Raw genomic sequence first — 16,131 nt, forward strand, 5'->3', positions numbered from 1 at the left:
TACTCAAACAAATTATCTATACAGAATGGCTACATACTGCTTTTGGAATCATTAATCATTAAATTCTGGAAAACCACAAGGGATTATTCCCATCGCCACTTCCAGTGCAGGATCAACACCCATCATTTCCTCCCACATTTCATCACGCTGCATAAGGGAAAAACAACTTCCCAAATTTAAAGCCGCTGCACACATTTGTATAACCTGCGCCATGTGACCAGCATCAAGGAATAAGCAACGATAAGAACGGGCAGTTTGATATTTCCATTTAAGGGCAGCAACATTTCCAGTAAGAAAAATAATAAATGCAGCGTTTAACATCCATTTTTGACCAGAGACAGCTTCAAGTAGAAAATCATCTGAAACGCTCGAAGAACACCACTCCAGAGCATTACTTTCAGGCAAATAACGATAACTACCTGGCATCAAACCATCCACATTACGCACATAAACATAAAGTTCTGTTGAAGCACGCCCACCACCGGATGCCGCTGCTCTAAAATAATTTCCCGAAAAAATATCATCCTCTGTCCGTATTCGTGACTCTGAAACGCCAGCACAGTATTTAAGAAATTCACTGAATATCTTAAGAGAAACCGCATTTACTGAAAAACTTCTTATACTACGACGCGACTCTAATATTTCAATAAAAGAAACTTCATTAATTGTCTCTACTCGCGGTAGAGAAACTACTTTAGCGACACTATCTTCTATTGATTCTAGCGACCAAAACCTTTCCGGCGGAGGAAGTATTTCAATTTTCTCTGCTAAGCGCTTTCTATCTTCTTCTACCGTAAGAACACGTGTTTCACGATTCGTCCGTGTGGAAAAATTAAACAATCTTGCAAGACTACCCCAACCTGACCAAGTAGTTAAGTAATCCAATTCGCGACTGTATCTTTCACTAGTAATATCAAGTAAAATCTGCAATTGTAAAAACTGCTGAACTCTGTACATACCAATATCATGTCTAGCTAATTCAATTAACAGTTCATCATTCACTTCACGTACACGTTTAAAAATTCCAAGCAAAGGAAGATCGGAATTATTGATTGGAATCTGTTTATGATTAAGCACATCATCCCATATAAGCAATCCGTCCCTTACCATCAACACCCCGAACTTAGATGCAGCTATCTTCACTTCTAAACCTTTCTAAAATATATTTAGTTACCGCACATGTAACTCGATGATCATTAGCTGATTTTTCAAAATATTTCCAATCTCCTAATAAATTTACTTCTAGAAATATATGGTCACCTTCCTCTGTGACAAGAAAATCAAAGGCACCAAATTCAATTGATGCCTTCCTCTGGAAGTCATATATTAGTTTTCGGAGTTCAATTCCCACATCTATCGGCGCTATTTTCAGATTTTCACCACAATCCCATAAAGAATCGGCATTACTCTTACCAGTCACTGAATATCCAATAATGTCAGTCCCAATTAAATAAACTCGTATTTCATAAGCATGTTCTATAAACGGCTGAACCATAACAGGTACTGGCTCTTCTTCCGCGTTAATGATCTCATCACGCAAAACTATTTTCGGAAAAATTCCCTTGAGCGAACAAGGTGGCCAATGAATCCAATGAGATCCAATCGGTTTGACAATATATTTCTTAATCCCATCACCAAAAATATTTATAGCTTCTAAAAGGTTAGTCACAACTACAGATTGCACTGTACACATACCGACGCAAGAAGCAATTTCAACCTGCCGCATTCTACTTCTACAAACAGATTTCGCATTAATACTAATAGAAGAAACTTCTGATATATACTCCATTAACGCATCACTCTGTGAGCCAATATAAACATCCCTATCTTTCACCATTCCAGACGAAGATAAATAATCGACGCATGTAAAATGTCGCCTCCAAAATAATAATGGTCTAAGCTTTTCACCCTGCTTTGTATAAATAATTCCGTTCAGAATTGTCGATATTTTATTGTCGGTAATATCAGAATCAAAACGAAGCATCCTTATTCCGTATTTTGCTAAATACAACGATAAATGACTTATTTCACTATCATCACTACTCGTCGCGACAATAATGCAATTCACCACATTTTTAACGTCAGGCGCGACACCAAGATTAAACATTTTTGATTGAAAATCTACATCTTTTGTTTTTCTTGAATAAACATAGGGAGAAGTTCTAAAAAGAATCGGTTCCACTTAACACCTCAAAAGTTAGAGATAAAAAAAGGCTGTACCAAAAAATTCGAACAGAACATTCCCGGATAATCTAAAACGATATATTAGATTTGGAAAATTCTAATCGAAACTTTTGATACAGCCCATAAAAATAAATTAGTTATCTTTCTTGATAATCCAAGCGGAATCCATAAAACAGTAGTCGTCGACAAAATTACTAATACGTTCATCTGCAGTAACTGTTGTTTGAGATTCCACTAGCTCGCTAATTTGATTGGCTAGTTCTACCATCGAAGACATATTTCACCTCCTTTAAAATTTCGTTTATAATCAACTCTGCACCGTAAGTCAAACATATCAAAAGCAGCCTTGAATAAAACATGTGTTCAAATTTCGAGATACACAAATAAAAATAAATTTTTAGAAGTAGATATATAGATATGAAAATCTCAAATAAGCGTGACTACGGGCTTTGGCTTGGCGCCACCACCGCAGATATGTTTGGGCGCTCAGCTCAAGATTTAGCGCTCCCATTCATCATTATTTCCTTTACTGGTTCTGCCGCGATCTCCGGAAATATCCAAACAGCAGGGAAAATAGCCACACTCGCAGTAATTCTTTTTGGCGGTGTACTAATTGACCGGATCGACCGGCGGATCGGCATGTACCTGCGCAGTTTCAGCGGCGCAATCTTATGGGCATTACTTGGGACGCTAATCCTGATCGGAATTATTCCCGTCTGGGCGATTCTCGCAATCGTGCTGCTCACCAGTATCACCGACGGCTTATTTGGCGAAGCCGATAACGCCGCACTACGTTCAATTATTCAAAGCAACGAAGAGTTCATCGCTGTCCGCAGTATCAATCAAGGACGCGCTGCCGCAATTCAGCTTACCGGAGGACCAATTGGAGCCTTCCTCTATCATCTTGGGCACGCGATTCCATTTTTCTTCTCTTCCCTCTGCCTTGCAATTCTTGGAATTTGCGCAAAACTAATCCGTGCAGATTTACGCCCTAAATCCGATCTGCAAGAATCGGCGCAGCAAATCGCCGGATCACAGAAAAATAAAGATCATACTGCGGAAAAAGAAAGTATTATCCGAAACTTCTTTGCCGACCTGAAAACCGGGTTTAAATTTATTTTCACTCATTCCCGGATTCGCCCGCTGCTGATTGCAAACATTTTTATCGGCAGCGGAATGATGATGATTATTTTCACCGCAGATTATGCGCTGATTACCCGCGGGCATACGCCACTGGAAATATCACTTTTAAGTACCTTATTTGCATTGATTATGATGGGCGGAGCAGCGCTCTCTGCAAAATTTTCCGCGCGGATTCCTGCCGGAAAAGGCTTAATCATTTTGCTTCTTGGAATGGCATTAATCGCTGCAGCCACAATTTTCTGGAACCAATACTTTCAGCTCCTGCTCATTTTAAGTCTCTACGGTGCGATTGTCCCATTCATCGGCGCCCTGCTCGGCGGATATTGTTTTTCTGCTACCCCCAGCGATTTCCAAGCCCGAGTCGGTTCAGCAAGCAATATCATGGAATTCGGATTAACAGCTTTCGTTCCGTTCATTGCCGGAAATCTCGTAAATCACGGGCTTGCCGCTTATGGATTTGCTCTCGGTGCGATAATCAATCTCATCGCACTGTTAATTCTCGCAAGCAGCAAAGCAATCCGCAGCCTTGGTAATTCAAGCACCTGGACCCCAGTCAATAGCACCGAAACTGCTGCGGATAGCCCAGACAGTCCAAATAACCCAAATAACCCAAGCAGCAAATGAGAAACACCAGCAGCTGAAGGAGTGCACAGAAAAACTTTCTGCGCCGCCAAACATCCGCTAGAACCTTTCCTTTTGGAATATTTACCGCACACCCCCTGATATAAAACACCGGGACGTAAAATATATTTGAAAATCTAATATTTGTATCAGAAAGTGGAACTCCTCAAAGCTGCGGTTCTCACCTTTCGCCGGCTCCGGTTTGCACGATAGGCTATAGGGAGACAACAACTGCGAAACGTCGTGCAAATAACTGAGTCCAGCTCACCGCATCACGGATCGTAGTCATTCCCCTGAAAGCCCGCAAATCCCGCTTAATGAAAGGCTGAAAATGCTCAAGCTTGCTGATTATCGCGATGCGATTCGGTTAGACGAAGAATTTCCTGCACCGATGAATGATCGCCGCTCGAATTATGATCTTTTAATGACGGCACTCTCCGGATTGAAAGATAAACATTATACCGGCGCATCATCAATGGCTCATCTTTCGACCGATGACGGCTTGCTGCGTTGGCTCCTTGCCGAGCTTGCAATCCGGAAGGCCAGCCCGATCGATCCAATCACTTCACGCGCAATCAACACCCTGCTCTACCGGCAAATTGGGAAGCGCGGTCGGGTAGAAGTATTGAATTTGCGCCGCATTTCGGATCAGCTTCCAAATTGCGATTTCGTAAACGCGAACGATGTGGTGCTCTACCGCGGCGATATCCTTGAAGTGGTGGTAGATGCCGTAGTAAATACCTCGCTTGACGACCTCTCCGGCTGCCCGATCCCGCTGCACGGCTGCCTTGATTCGGTGATCCACTCACAAGCCGGCCCGTGGCTGAAGAATGACGCAGCTAAGATCATGGAGCTACAAGGAAAGCCGGAAACTCCAGGGTCAGCAAAGATCACCCGCGGATATCGGCTGCCAGCGAAGTATATTATTCATACGCATATGCCGCGCTTTGCTGGCGAATTTACTGATGAACACAAGCAAATACTTGCTGATTGTTATCGAAATTCACTGAATCTCGCACTCGAAAAGGGAGATATCAAGACGATTGCATTCCCGGCTATCGGCACCGGCATGAACGGCTTCCCGAAAGATGTAGCATGCAAGATTGCGCTTGACACAGTTGAAGAATGGTGGCGGATCCATCCAGACGCCTTGGATTTGATTGTCTTTTCAGTGCATTCAGATGTAGATTCGGAAGTCTACTCACACACTCTCTCCACTTGGGTATCCGATTGATCCAAACATACGTTTGCTAATTTCAGTCAGCTTTTACGCTGCTTTCGGATTCGTTCATTGACTTTGATCGGCTCATCCCGCCAGGTTCCTGAAAGATACGGATTCAAATGGATTCAGAAACTATTTTTCGCATCGTTGACGTGACGGGTGTGATTGCAAACGGCCTACTTGGCGCTACTCTCGCACGTAAATACGGTTTCGACATCGTCGGATTCTTCATTCTGGCAATGATGGCAGCACTCGGCGGAGGAATCCTCCGCGATGTGATGCTCGGCATCGGTTTCCCCGTCGCCCTTACTGACCCCTGGTATTTAGGCGGTGTAGTATTTTCGGCTACGATCGCGTTCTTCCTGCCTTTGGATTCTCGCCGCTGGCAAACCGTCATGATTTTAGGGGATCTGCTCTGCCTGGGATGCTGGTCGGCTACTGGTGCTTCCAAAGGACTTTCTGCCGGGCTTGGCCCGATCCCTGCAATTTTCCTAGGTGTAGTGACGGCAATCGGCGGCGGAATGATTCGCGATATCACACTCAATAAAGTACCGACGGTTTTCGGCGGGGCACCGCTTTACGCCACATTTTCCATTTTTGCCTCTGCGCAGATGGTCTTCTTCCAGCGTCAGGGGCATTACACACTCGGCATGGCATTGGCAATCATCTCCGTCGCCGTCTTTGGCTCTCTCGCCCGGAAATACAAATGGATTCTACCCACCGCTTACGACATCACTAAAGTCAGGCTGCGCAGACCGCGGATCATCGGCGCCGGAAGCATTGCTGGGATATCTGAGAAATTACACCACACCAATTCGCATTCCACCCCACCAGCAAACGCTAAGGACGGACGGCGAAATCTGCGCAAAATCAAACGTCAGCATGATGAGCAGAATACTGAGTAAAAACTCGGCGCAAGCCCCCACCACCCACAACACTATCCAAAATATGGACAAAATTCTCACCAAGTGAATTTTCCGCCTAAATTTGCCATATCTTTTCAGATTTCAAATCAGCACTAATTGTCGAATTGATCGATTTGATCACCGACGCGATTTTCGATTTTTCAAAGGTAGGGCACTATGGCTAAAACAGCTCATTCAAGTGGCGGTAAGGCAACCGCCGCCGGGCGCGAGCAATGGTCTGGTCAATTCGGCTTCATCATGGCTGCCGTCGGCTCGGCAATCGGCTTAGGCAATATCTGGCGTTTCCCAGGCATAGCTTATACTAACGGTGGCGGAGCATTCTTAATCCCATACTTGGTGGCATTACTGACAGCAGGTGTTCCAATCCTGCTTCTCGACTACTCTCTGGGGCACCGTTTCCGTGGTTCACCGCCAGCCGTATTCCGCCGGATCAACTATAAATTTGAAGCGCTCGGCTGGTTCCATGTACTTATCTGCTTAGTGATCATGGCTTACTATGCCGTGATTCTGGCTTGGGCTGCACGCTATATGATTTTCTCGATCGACCTCTCATGGGGTGAAGATACGATGGCTTTCTTCACCGGAGAATTTCTGAAAGTTTCAGATCCAGGGTTTAACGCCGAAATCGTACCAGGCGTATTTTGGCCGCTTGTTGCAGTGTGGGCTGGAATCGCATTCGTCATTGCACTTGGCGTGACGCGCGGGATCGAATCCCTAAACAAGATTTTCGTGCCACTCCTCGTAGTAATTTTCTTGGCACTCGTAGTGCGCGCACTTTTCCTTGCAGGAGCAGCAGAAGGTCTGACGGCACTTTTCACCCCGAACTGGGAAGCTTTGGCAAACCCATCCGTTTGGATTGCTGCATATTCGCAGATTTTCTTCTCACTCTCAGTAGCTTTCGGGATCATGATCACCTATTCGAGCTATTTGAAGAAAAAGTCTGATATCACCTCTACGGCACTCGTCACCGGCTTTGCAAACTCTTCTTTCGAGATTCTTGCCGGAATCGGAGTATTTGCTACTTTGGGCTACATGGCTGCTCAACGCGGTGTCGGACTAAACGAAATTGAAGGCATTACTGGCCCGATTCTGTCATTCGTCACTTTCCCGCAAACGATTTCACTGATGCCTGGCGGTCCACTTTTCGGCTTCATTTTCTTTGCGTCGCTCACAATTGCCGGTTTCACTTCCCTGCTCTCGCTCGTGCAAGTATCGGCTGCTGCTTTCCAGGATAAATTCGGGCTTACCCGCAAGGTAGCGTCTTTTGTATCTGTCGGTATTGCAGGCACCGCATCCATTATTTTCTTCTCCAGCACAAACGGCTTAAATGCGCTTGACGTGGTTGATAAGTACATCAACGAAATCGGTATCGTTTCCTCCGCGCTGATCATGATCGTATTAGTTTGCTATCAGGCAAAGAAACTGCCTGCCCTGCGAAACCATCTCAACCACTACTCATCATTCAAGCTCGGCAAATGGTGGTACATCCTGGTGGCTGTAGTTTCCCCGATCGTGCTTGGCGTCAGTTTTGTACTTACCATCTATTCACTGTTAATCGATGGATACGGTGGATACCCAACTGAATTTATCTACCAGTTCGGTTGGCTGATGATTGCGCTAGTGGTCTATATGGCATTCGCGTTCGCTGTAGCCCGCTGGAAAACTCCAATAGATAAATATGAAGCAGTAGACTTCCACGATCCAGAAGCCACAATTCCAACAGAGCGAGCTGCAGTGCAGAAAGCACGCGAAGCTCTCGAAACACACAAGGCAGAGCGCGCCCGTGCACTTGCCGGAGAGGATTTATCATGACGACACCAGCGATTGTAATGCTTGGAGTATCCCTTGTGACAGTCTGGGGTGGGCTGATCACCTCCGTCGTACACTTGATGCGACACACGAAAGAATATGCTGAATAAAATTCTTCAGCACACAGATGCATATTCATTAATATCTCGAATGGGTTTGCGGAATCGTCAAGATCTATGGCGAGCCGCAAACCCATTTATCTTTTTCAACTGCGCTACGCATGTGCAACTCACCTGACACACGGCTTTTGCCTACATGCAGTTTTTCGCACAACGCTTTCCACACCAAGACGATCCAGCATGATCCGAATATAATGAGCGAGTAGATTTATTTCGTGCAAAAATCAGATATTTTTGCATCTGCAAAATTTCGCAAAACTTAATTTGAAGGAGATCCTGCGATGGCTGTAGGTTTAGCCGCACTTCTTGACGATATTGCTGCAATTGCGAAAACGGCTGCCGCATCTCTCGACGATATTGCGGGCGCTGCCAGCAAAGCTTCCACAAAAGCGATCGGCGTAGTGGTAGACGATACTGCCGTCACCCCACAATATGTGCAAGGCTTGAACCCAGCACGCGAACTGCCAGTGATCGGACGGATCGCGAAAGGCTCCTTGATCAATAAATTGCTGATCATTGTGGCAGTTTTGGCGATCAACTATTGGGCAGCATGGCTGCTTACGCCACTGCTGATGCTCGGTGGCACCTATTTATGCTTCGAAGGCGCAGAGAAAGTAATCGAATGGCTGCTTGGGCAGCGTGCACATAAAGAAACACCTGCCGTCGATCAAGATGCGCAAACTTCAGCCACGGCAAGTGCCACACACACCACAGCAGCAGAAGACCAGCTCGCGAAAGGCGCTATCCGCACAGATTTCATTCTTTCTGCAGAGATCATGGTGATTGCGTTAAACGAAATCAAAGATCAATCCTTTGGGCTGCTTGTAGCGGCAATGATCGCGACCGCGCTGCTCATCACTGCACTCGTCTACGGTTCAGTTGCCGTATTGGTGAAGATGGATGATTTCGGCATCCGAATGATGCACGGCGCCTCAAAGCAGACAGATTTCAAGTATCGTTTTGGATTCGGGCTAGTACAGGCGATGCCAAAGGTAATGGCTTGCATCTCCGTAGTTGGGACGCTTGCCATGATGTGGGTAGGTGGGCACCTAGTAGTGCAAGGTTTCGCCGATTTAGGCTTCTCACCGATTTTAGATTTCATTCACTACTTGGCACATTCACCTGCAGCCGTACCAGGAATTGGCGGGTTCCTCAGCTGGCTTACAGATACGATCGGCTCAATGATTTGTGGTTTTATCTGGGGTTCGCTTTTTGCAATTCCAGTACTCGCTGCTCATCGCCGGCAGCACTGATCGAGAAATTTTATTTCCACCAGGTTTCCCAAGGGGTCACAGGCATCGTGCGCTTATGCCGTGAGCGCACGAAAAACTGCTCGATCCGCGCAGCAATTTCCGGGGGAACGATCTTTCCTTCAAGGTAGTCATCAATGTCGTCGTAGCGCAAACCGAGTTCGTCCTCATCCGTACGTCCAGGGTTGCCGTCAAGCAAATCTGCCGTTGGCACTTTACCTACAAGCGCCGCTCCGCCGCCTAAATACTTCACGAAGCCACGCACTTGCCGTTTATTTAAGCCGGAAAGCGGAGTGAGATCCGCTCCACCGTCACCATATTTGGTATAAAATCCAGTGACGGCTTCGGCTGCATGATCCGTGCCGACCACCAGCATGCCAAGATCGCCAGCAATTGCGTATTGTGCAGTCATGCGTAAACGAGCTTTGATATTGCCCTTATTGAAATCACTGATTTTTACGCCAATGGATTGCGCATATTCTGCTTCCATCGCGTCAGCTGTAGCGCCGATATTGTAGGTAATCAACCGATCCGGATTGATAAATTCGAGAGCAGCCTGCGCATCAGCTTCGTCACGTTGGATATGATGCGGAAGCCGGACGGCGATAAACTCGGCAGCGCCTCCTGCTGCCCGCACACGTTCTGCAGCCAGCTGGGCAAGCCGTCCGCCAAGCGTGGAATCTACACCGCCGGAAATACCCAAGACATACCCTTTTGCGCGGGTAGCTTGCAAGTATTCGACCAAAAAATTGACGCGCTGTGCAAGCTCGATTTCGTAATTGACTGTAGGCTTCACGCCGAGTTCGGAGATAATTTGATGCTGTAACATATCTCGATTCTACTGCCTCCAAGCGACTATCGTGGAGGAGGATGTTGCTAGTGGTAGTTCACGAAAGTTTCCTACCAGCAGTTTTGCTTGGTGCTCGAGGGGGGAGTTGAACCCCCACGCCCTTGCGGGCACACGGACCTGAACCGTGCGCGTCTGCCATTCCGCCACTCGAGCAAAGCTACCAACCACTCACGCACTGCCACAGAAAACCGTGTACCGTGCTCATCGCGTCGTGTAACTGAGAAAAGCTTACACGCAAAGTATTCCTTCACGCAAAATAAATCCACAACTCACCCCTGAAAACCCTGATTTCCACCCCTGAAACTATCTTTGCTCCAATGCAATAGAGTAAAATCTGGAAGTAATAGCCAAGATAGCGGGAGAAATTTGCGCTCTCCCGCCAGATTTGGTGTGAGGAAGTGAGGTACGGAGCGCATGAGCGCATTTGAAAAGTTTGAAAAAGGCGTAGAAAACGCGGTGAATAGCTTGTTCTCACGCGCTTTTTCTGCGAACCTCCAGCCCGTTGAATTAGCCACTGGGATTAAAAAGGCGATGGACGACCGTGCAAGCTCGATCACCCGCGAACGCATAGTGGTACCGAATTCCTTCACTATTGCTTTAACTCCAGGCGATTTTGGCAAAATCGCTGAATGGGGTGAAGCCGAGCTCATCACAGAGCTCACGAAAGTAGCCCAAGGGCATGCGCGCGAGCAGCGCTACACCTTCCTCGGCCCGATTTCAATCAACTTCGAAGAGCGCGATTCGCTCGCAAAAGGAAAGTTTATCGTAGCAGCCACTGCAAAACGCGGCGCCGTCATTCCTGCTACCTACACCTCTGCTTCCGATCAAAACCCGATCATTGAAATCGGCGCTGATCGTTATATTCTTGCCGGTGCCCGCACCACTATCGGGCGCGGTTCAAGCTGCGATATCGTACTTGATGATGCTGGCGTTTCGCGCAAACATCTTGAATTACGAGTAACACCAAACGGCGTGATTGCAAAAGATTTAGACACCACCAACGGTAGCTTTGTAGAGGGGCATCGAATCACTGCCGCCACATTGGTTGACGGCAATACGATCACCATTGGACGCACCAAAATCATGTTTTGGACTTCCCCGGAGGCGCAATGAGCGCGTTAGTAGTAACTATTGCTCGGTTCGGGCTCCTCATTTTGCTATGGCTTTTCGTCATCTTCGCACTCGCAACCGTGCGCAATGACGTCTATGGTGGAAGTCTGCCAGCTCGGAAACGCGCAAACTCCCGTGCCCAGCGGCAAATCAGCCACAGCAATACCGCAGCTCAGCCTGGATCCTCAGCACAGCTAAGCCCGCAAACACTTGCAGCGCCAAGTCTCTACGTCTTGCAAGGCGCACTTGCCGGCACCACTATCCGTATCAGTAATTCCCCGATTATCGTCGGGCGTTCCCCAGATTCGGCACTCGTCCTTGATGACGGTTACGCCTCAGCCCGGCATGCGCGTTTTTACCTGCAAGATGGGAAAGTCATTCTCGAAGATTTAAGCTCTACAAACGGTACTTGGGTGAACGATCAGCAGGTTCATGGTGCGATCACCTTACCGCCAGGCGTGCGGGTAACGATTGGAAAAACCATTATGGAGGTACGTTAATGGCGATTCAACTACGTTTCGCTGCTGCCTCCGATGTGGGGTTAGTGCGAAAAAATAACCAAGATTCTGGATATGCTTCACCTAATTTGTTTGCCGTGGCAGATGGGATGGGTGGAGCAGCAGCCGGTGATTTAGCCTCTGCCGTCACCATCGCGCATCTCGCAGAGATTGACGGCACCTATCAGCCAGAGGAACTTTTACCGCGTTTACGTATGGCGCTCAACAATGCCCATACTGAGCTCGTGCTCCGCACTGCAAAAAATCCTGAACTTGCCGGCATGGGCACCACTTGCGTGGCAGTGTTACGCAGCGGCAATAAACTCGCAATGGCGCATATTGGCGATTCCCGCGCCTATCTTTTACGCGGCGGAAAACTCACGCAAATCACACACGATCATACGCTTGTGCAATATCTGGTAGATACTGGGCAGATTACCGCCGAAGAGGCGAAAACCCATCCGAAGCGAAATGTGATCATGCGCGCGCTTGGTGATGACCCCGAAGAACGGGAAATTGCGATTGATGAATCTGTGCGTGAAGCAATTCCGGGAGATCGCTGGCTGCTCTGTTCTGACGGCTTATATGGGCCAGTCTCGATGGAATTAATCCATGCCACGCTTGCTGGCATTGCAGATCTGGAAGATTGCGCTGAAACTTTGCTCGGGCACGCGCTCACTGGTGGCGCGCCAGATAATATCACTGTCGTAGTGGTAGACGTGATCGAAGTGCCTGATACTGCTGCAAACGCTGATTCACACGATACCGGCGAAGCCCCAATCCCTGAAACGAATACAACTAAGGTTGAGAATATTGGATTCACCCAGCCGCAAATCGTTGGCGCAGCAGAAACTCGAAAGATTTCAATTCTTCACGCCGCAGAAATTCAGGCAATACAAGCTGCATTGATCCCCACTCCTGGTGATGGCGGATCGGGGCAAATCGGCGGGAGTGCCTTAGTGAATTTACCTGACGATCCGGCGCTGATTGCCTTACCTACTCCGGATTCCGTTGCCTTGCCGCAGCATGAAACCGAAAATTCTGCACTGCTCACACCAGAAAGAGATTTTGCTAATTCACAGGCATCTACACCGATTCCAAGAAAACGCCATCGCGGAGCGAAAATCGCTGCTTTTTTCGCGATTTTACTTCTGGTTTCTGGTGGTTTGTTTGCTGCCTACACATGGTCGCAGACGAAATATTATGTAGCTCCAGCTGACGGATATGTGGCAATTTACCGCGGGATCCCTACCGAAATTGGCCCGATCAAGCTCAGCCACCTGCTTGAACGCAGCGATACGCGGATCAATGATCTTTCCGAATTTGTGCAAACTCGCCTCGAAACTCCAATTACCCGTGATTCATTAAACGCTGCCCGGGAAGTCGTAAAAAATCTTTCCACACATCAGAAAGCCGCAACAGAATGAGTTACACCAGTTCACATTCGCACCGCACGGCAGAACAGCGCCGCGATCCCGGGATGCCCGTTGCGCGGACGGGAAGACGGCAAGAATTTGGTTTGCTCATTATCGTGTGTGCATTTCTCGAATTGGGTTGGTTTCTTACCGATTACGCATTTGCTCCAGATCCAGCAAGTTATTTAGCGCCGTCTGGGTTCCTCATCATTTCGATAATCGGCGCATGCATAATTTTTGGTGGGCACTTTCTAATTCGCTATTTTGCAAAATGGGCTGATCCCATAATTTACCCCAGTACCGTCTTACTCACCGGGCTTGGATTCGTGATGATTCATCGAATCGATTTTTCACTTCTCGCTGCCGGAGCGAAAAGTAGCGAAGTACGCGGGCAGATGCTGCTCGGGATGCTCGGATTCACTGCGATGCTCGCCACTCTTGTAATTATTCGCGATCATCGAAAACTCCGGCGGTTCACTTATATTTCACTAATCCTCGGTATTTTTCTCTTGTTAATGCCGATATTGCCGGGGATCGGCAGGCAATTCCAGGGGGCGCGAATCTGGATTTCGCTTGCTGGTTTCTCCTTTCAGCCCGCAGAGATCGGAAAGATTTGTATCGTAATTTTCTTCGCCGGATATCTCGTCGTACAGCGTGATAATCTCGCACTTGCCGGGAAAAAAATTCTCGGACTACAACTACCACAAATTCGCCATTTTGCGCCGATTTTACTGGCTTGGATTTTCAGCCTCGGCGTACTTGCTTTTGAAAACGATTTTGGTACCGCGTTGCTTGTCTTTGGGCTTTTCGTGGTGATGCTTTACATTTCTACCGAGCGTATTTCATGGATCTTGATTGGCGGGATCCTTTCCGCAGCCGGGGTGTGGGTGATCGTGCAGCTCCGTCCGCATATCCTGGCCCGTTTCAGAATCTGGCTGCATGCTTTCGATCAGGAAGTTTATGACGCTAAAGCCGGCTCATATCAAATTGTGCAAGGCTGGTTTGGAATGGCTTCTGGTGGTCTAACTGGCACAGGTTTGGGTAAGGGTTATCCCACTCGTGCCTATGCTGCAAATTCCGATATGATCATCGCTTCCCTCGCCGAAGAACTCGGTCTTGTAGGTGCCATCGCGATTCTCTTGATTTATTTATTGATCGTATTCCGCGCATTAAAGACGGGGATTCACCTCCGTGACGGGTTCGGGAAGCTGCTTGCTGGCGGGCTTGGTGCCGTACTTGCGATCCAAGTATTTTTAATTGTTGGCGGGATCACCCGCGTAATCCCACTTACTGGTTTGGCAATGCCTTTCCTCGCTCTTGGCGGGTCAGCGCTGCTTTCAAATTGGATCATCATTGGATTATTGCTGCGGATGTCTGACGCAGCAAGGCGCCCTGTAGATTTGGAAGATCAGCCGCTTTCCCTGCTTTCTACCGAACAACTTGCCACGATCCTTAGCGATTCAGCAGAAAATAATGATGCTGTAAAAACTGCATCCGATGGAGATTTTGATCATGAATATCAGACGGAGGTGGTACAGCTATGAACCGTCCGTTACGCCGAATCGGGCTCGTCATCACGATCATGTTTCTCACGTTAATGATCGCATTCACCTATATTCAATTCTTCGCCGCCCCAAAATTGAATGCAGATTCGCGGAATGTGCGAACCCTCTATAAAGAATTTGGTGTGAAACGCGGAGCAATGATCGCCGGTGGGCAAGAAATTGTAAACTCTGTGCCCGCTCAGGGGCCGTATAAATTCCAGCGCCAATATGCAAATGGTCCGCTCTATTCAGCACTCACCGGATATTTTTCGGTCGCCTATGCGTCAATGACGGGTTTAGAACGCGCAAGTAATGCAATTCTTGGCGGTTCTGCGGATTCTCTCGCCTCGCAAAGATTGCAAGAGTTGCTCACTGGCAACCCACCAAAAGGCGGATCGCTCGCGCTCACGATCAATCCTCGTGTACAACAAGCCGCATTTGCTGGTCTGGCTGGTCGGCGCGGAGCCGTCATCGCCCTAGAGCCTGCCACCGGGAAAATCCTGGCGCTCGTCTCTACACCCGGTTTTGATCCAAACAGTTTAGCTTCGCTTGACGGCAGTGTTGCGAAAAATGCGTGGGATACGCTCAATAAAGACCCACACAAACCGCTCTTAAATCGCGCTATCGGCGCAGACCTTTACGCGCCCGGATCGGTTTTCAAAATCGTAACAGCGGCAGCGATGCTCGAAAACGGGATCACTGCTGAGGAACTTCTCGAAGCTCCCACCCGTTGGACGCCTCCTGGCACAAATATCGAAATCACCAATACTTCTGGCGCTTGCGGGAATGGCTCAGGAAAAGCCGATTTACGTACTGCGCTGAAGCTTTCCTGCAATACTCCATTCGCGATTGCCGGAATGAATCTCGGCGCAAAAAAGATGATTGCCACAGCCGAGAAATTTGGTTTCCATCAGCCGCTGCAAATCCCACTCGATGTGCGCCCTTCACGCTTCCCAAATACTGCTGATCCCGTGGCATTGGCAATGGATTCTTTCGGGCAGCGCGATATCCAGGTCAGCCCGTTGCAGATGGCAATGGTGGCTGCTGCCGTGGCAAATGACGGCAAATTAATGAAACCCTACCTGATAGATCAGGTGCTTAGTGCAGATTTGGAAGTGCTCAAAGAAAATTCGCCGGAAGAATTTTCGACCCCACTTTCGCAGGAAAATGCGCAAATCCTGCAGTCGATAATGGGTGATGTAATGAAATCTAATCGGATGAGTCGCACAGCTTCCGGGATCGAAGTAGCGGGCAAAACCGGTACTGCTGAAATCAGTGCCAATATTGATCCGCACGCATGGTTTATTGGATTTGATTCTGGCGAAAATCCAAAAGTGGCAGTGGCCGTCTTTCTTGAGAATGGCGGGTGGGGTTTTCGTGAGGCTGCACCGATTGGAATGGCTGTGATTAATGCCGCGGGGAGTAAATAATAAGTGAAATA

The 16,131-nt window shown here is 47.9% G+C and carries 14 protein-coding genes and 1 tRNA gene; 11 read left to right on the plus strand and 4 right to left on the minus strand.

What is annotated here, in order from left to right; translation table 11 throughout:
• Positions 1-51 precede the first annotated feature (51 nt).
• Together J2S36_RS05305 and J2S36_RS05310 are read right to left on the minus strand one after the other, a co-directional pair.
• Positions 52-1,143 carry a SagB/ThcOx family dehydrogenase gene (locus J2S36_RS05305; RefSeq protein WP_309956266.1) on the minus strand — a complete coding sequence of 364 codons (1,092 nt, stop codon included), beginning with the start codon at positions 1,141-1,143 and terminating at the stop codon, positions 52-54.
• Positions 1,124-2,182 carry an MvdC/MvdD family ATP grasp protein gene (locus J2S36_RS05310; protein WP_309956268.1) on the minus strand — a complete coding sequence of 353 codons (1,059 nt, stop codon included), beginning with the start codon at positions 2,180-2,182 and terminating at the stop codon, positions 1,124-1,126. Before J2S36_RS05310 ends, J2S36_RS05305 begins: the two co-directional genes overlap by 20 nt.
• A gap of 419 nt (positions 2,183-2,601) precedes the next feature.
• Here J2S36_RS05310 and J2S36_RS05315 point away from each other — a divergent pair, with 419 nt between their 5' ends.
• From J2S36_RS05315 to J2S36_RS05340, 6 genes are all read left to right on the plus strand, one after another.
• Complete coding sequence (locus J2S36_RS05315) at positions 2,602-3,951, plus strand: MFS transporter (RefSeq protein ID WP_309956270.1); 1,350 nt, start codon at positions 2,602-2,604, stop codon at positions 3,949-3,951.
• 328 nt (positions 3,952-4,279) lie between these two features.
• On the plus strand, positions 4,280-5,182 hold the full coding sequence (locus tag J2S36_RS05320; RefSeq protein ID WP_309956272.1) for a macro domain-containing protein: 903 nt from the start codon (positions 4,280-4,282) through the stop codon (positions 5,180-5,182).
• 107 nt (positions 5,183-5,289) lie between these two features.
• Positions 5,290-6,075, plus strand: coding sequence for a trimeric intracellular cation channel family protein (locus J2S36_RS05325; RefSeq protein ID WP_309956274.1), 786 nt, complete (start codon positions 5,290-5,292; stop codon positions 6,073-6,075).
• 177 nt (positions 6,076-6,252) lie between these two features.
• The gene (locus J2S36_RS05330) at positions 6,253-7,908 is read left to right on the plus strand and encodes a sodium-dependent transporter (RefSeq protein WP_309956276.1); all 1,656 of its coding nucleotides are present in this window, start codon (positions 6,253-6,255) and stop codon (positions 7,906-7,908) included.
• Positions 7,905-8,015 (plus strand): methionine/alanine import family NSS transporter small subunit, encoded by a 111-nt coding sequence (locus J2S36_RS05335; RefSeq protein ID WP_309956278.1) that lies wholly within the window; start codon positions 7,905-7,907, stop codon positions 8,013-8,015. Before J2S36_RS05330 ends, J2S36_RS05335 begins: the two co-directional genes overlap by 4 nt.
• A gap of 290 nt (positions 8,016-8,305) precedes the next feature.
• Positions 8,306-9,277 (plus strand): DUF808 domain-containing protein, encoded by a 972-nt coding sequence (locus J2S36_RS05340; RefSeq protein ID WP_309956280.1) that lies wholly within the window; start codon positions 8,306-8,308, stop codon positions 9,275-9,277.
• 10 nt (positions 9,278-9,287) lie between these two features.
• Here J2S36_RS05340 and nadE read toward each other — a convergent pair whose 3' ends face one another.
• Positions 9,288-10,103, minus strand: coding sequence for an NAD(+) synthase (nadE, locus tag J2S36_RS05345; protein ID WP_309956283.1), 816 nt, complete (start codon positions 10,101-10,103; stop codon positions 9,288-9,290).
• A gap of 88 nt (positions 10,104-10,191) precedes the next feature.
• Positions 10,192-10,277: transfer RNA gene (locus J2S36_RS05350), tRNA-Leu, on the minus strand.
• Between the two features lie 261 nt (positions 10,278-10,538).
• Here J2S36_RS05350 and J2S36_RS05355 point away from each other — a divergent pair.
• From J2S36_RS05355 to J2S36_RS05375, 5 genes are read left to right on the plus strand one after another with little or no spacing between them, the layout of a single operon-like run.
• The gene (locus tag J2S36_RS05355; RefSeq protein WP_309956285.1) at positions 10,539-11,237 is read left to right on the plus strand and encodes an FHA domain-containing protein; all 699 of its coding nucleotides are present in this window, start codon (positions 10,539-10,541) and stop codon (positions 11,235-11,237) included.
• Entirely contained in the window at positions 11,234-11,734 is a 501-nt protein-coding gene (locus J2S36_RS05360; protein WP_309956287.1) for an FHA domain-containing protein FhaB/FipA, read from the plus strand. The genes J2S36_RS05355 and J2S36_RS05360 overlap by 4 nt, the downstream gene beginning before the upstream one ends.
• A complete protein-coding gene (locus J2S36_RS05365; RefSeq protein ID WP_309956290.1) occupies positions 11,734-13,158 on the plus strand; it encodes a PP2C family protein-serine/threonine phosphatase in 1,425 nt (474 codons plus the stop codon). Before J2S36_RS05360 ends, J2S36_RS05365 begins: the two co-directional genes overlap by 1 nt.
• Complete coding sequence (locus tag J2S36_RS05370; protein WP_309956291.1) at positions 13,155-14,690, plus strand: FtsW/RodA/SpoVE family cell cycle protein; 1,536 nt, start codon at positions 13,155-13,157, stop codon at positions 14,688-14,690. The genes J2S36_RS05365 and J2S36_RS05370 overlap by 4 nt, the downstream gene beginning before the upstream one ends.
• The gene (locus J2S36_RS05375) at positions 14,687-16,120 is read left to right on the plus strand and encodes a penicillin-binding transpeptidase domain-containing protein (RefSeq protein ID WP_309956294.1); all 1,434 of its coding nucleotides are present in this window, start codon (positions 14,687-14,689) and stop codon (positions 16,118-16,120) included. The genes J2S36_RS05370 and J2S36_RS05375 overlap by 4 nt, the downstream gene beginning before the upstream one ends.
• The last annotated feature ends 11 nt before the right edge of the window (positions 16,121-16,131 follow it).

The organism is Arcanobacterium hippocoleae, from assembly GCF_031456295.1.
Classification (GTDB): Bacteria; Actinomycetota; Actinomycetes; order Actinomycetales; family Actinomycetaceae; genus Arcanobacterium_A; species Arcanobacterium_A hippocoleae.

Bases quoted from the DNA above. Each gene is read 5' to 3' on its own strand.
- J2S36_RS05315 (WP_309956270.1), top strand. From the start codon at position 2,602: ATGAAAATCTCAAATAAGCGTGACTACGGGCTTTGGCTTGGCGCCACC.
- J2S36_RS05320 (WP_309956272.1), top strand. From the start codon at position 4,280: ATGCTCAAGCTTGCTGATTATCGCGATGCGATTCGGTTAGACGAAGAA.
- J2S36_RS05325 (WP_309956274.1), top strand. From the start codon at position 5,290: ATGGATTCAGAAACTATTTTTCGCATCGTTGACGTGACGGGTGTGATT.
- J2S36_RS05330 (WP_309956276.1), top strand. From the start codon at position 6,253: ATGGCTAAAACAGCTCATTCAAGTGGCGGTAAGGCAACCGCCGCCGGG.
- J2S36_RS05335 (WP_309956278.1), top strand. From the start codon at position 7,905: ATGACGACACCAGCGATTGTAATGCTTGGAGTATCCCTTGTGACAGTC.
- J2S36_RS05340 (WP_309956280.1), top strand. From the start codon at position 8,306: ATGGCTGTAGGTTTAGCCGCACTTCTTGACGATATTGCTGCAATTGCG.
- nadE (WP_309956283.1), bottom strand. From the start codon at position 10,103: ATGTTACAGCATCAAATTATCTCCGAACTCGGCGTGAAGCCTACAGTC.
- J2S36_RS05355 (WP_309956285.1), top strand. From the start codon at position 10,539: ATGAGCGCATTTGAAAAGTTTGAAAAAGGCGTAGAAAACGCGGTGAAT.
- J2S36_RS05360 (WP_309956287.1), top strand. From the start codon at position 11,234: ATGAGCGCGTTAGTAGTAACTATTGCTCGGTTCGGGCTCCTCATTTTG.
- J2S36_RS05365 (WP_309956290.1), top strand. From the start codon at position 11,734: ATGGCGATTCAACTACGTTTCGCTGCTGCCTCCGATGTGGGGTTAGTG.
- J2S36_RS05370 (WP_309956291.1), top strand. From the start codon at position 13,155: ATGAGTTACACCAGTTCACATTCGCACCGCACGGCAGAACAGCGCCGC.
- J2S36_RS05375 (WP_309956294.1), top strand. From the start codon at position 14,687: ATGAACCGTCCGTTACGCCGAATCGGGCTCGTCATCACGATCATGTTT.